At 40.5% G+C, this 1330-nt stretch carries 1 pseudogene; it reads left to right on the forward strand.

What is annotated here, in order from left to right:
- Positions 1–1330: pseudogene (locus KO500_RS10340) on the forward strand (hypothetical protein); the annotation flags it as partial.

Below are 1330 nucleotides of genomic sequence, written 5' to 3' on the forward strand. Positions count from 1 at the left end.
GATGATGGACAAGAAGATACTGACGGAACAGATGCATTAAATCCTTGTGATCCTACCCAAGCTACAGGTTATACAGGATATGATTCTACTAACGCACTTTGGTCAGCAGCTGACTGTGATGGTGATGGTGTTGATAACGGTACTGAATTTACAAATGGAACTGATCCATACAATACAGATACTGATGGTGATGGAGTTAACGATGGTACTGAAAATACAAACGGAAATGATCCATTAGATCCTTGTGACCCTACCCAAGCTGAAGATTATACTGGTTACGATGCTACAAATACGATTTGGCAAAATGCAGATTGTGATGGTGATGGAATTGATAATGGAACTGAAGTTACCAATGGAACTGATCCATACAATACAGATACTGATGGTGATGGAGTTTCGGATGATGTTGATCCAAATCCTTTTGATTCATGTGACCCTTCACAAACAGCAGGTTACACAGGTTACGATGCAACTAATACAATTTGGGCAGCAGCAGATTGTGATGGTGATGGTGCTAGTAATGGAGTTGAAGCTTCAAATGGTACTGATCCTTATAATACAGATACTGATGGTGATGGTATTCCTGATAATGCAGATGTTGCAGGTACCGATCCATGCAGTCCTTCACAAGTTGCAGGATATACAGGTTACGATTCAACCAATGCATTATGGTCAGCAGCAGATTGTGATGGTGATGGAATTGATAATGGTACAGAGGATAGTAATGGCACAGATCCTTATAACACTGATACTGATGGTGATGGTGAAGATGATAGTACTGAAAATACGAACGGTACAGATCCTCTAGATCCTTGTGATCCTTCACAAGCATTGGGTTACACAGGATATGATTCAACCAATGCACTTTGGTTGGCTGCAGATTGTGATGGTGATGGTATTACTAATGGCACTGAATTTACCAATGGGACTGATCCATATAATTCAGATACTGATGGCGATGGTGTTGATGATGGACAAGAAGATATCGATGGTACAGATCCATTAAATCCATGTGATCCTACACAAGTTGCAGGTTACACAGGATATGATTCAACCAATGCACTTTGGTTGGCTGCAGATTGTGATGGTGATGGTATTACTAATGGCACTGAATTTACCAATGGGACTGATCCATATAATACAGATACGGATGGTGATGGAATTGATGATGATACTGATGTGGTAGCATTAAACCCATGTAGTCCTTCTCAGTCACCTGGTTATACAGGTTATGATTCTAATAATATGACTTGGACCGGAGCAGATTGTGATGGCGATGGAATAAGTAACGGTACGGAAGTTGCCAATGGAACTGATCCATATAATTCAG

It is taken from the genome of Cellulophaga baltica (assembly GCF_018861125.1).
GTDB lineage: Bacteria > Bacteroidota > Bacteroidia > Flavobacteriales > Flavobacteriaceae > Cellulophaga > Cellulophaga baltica_A.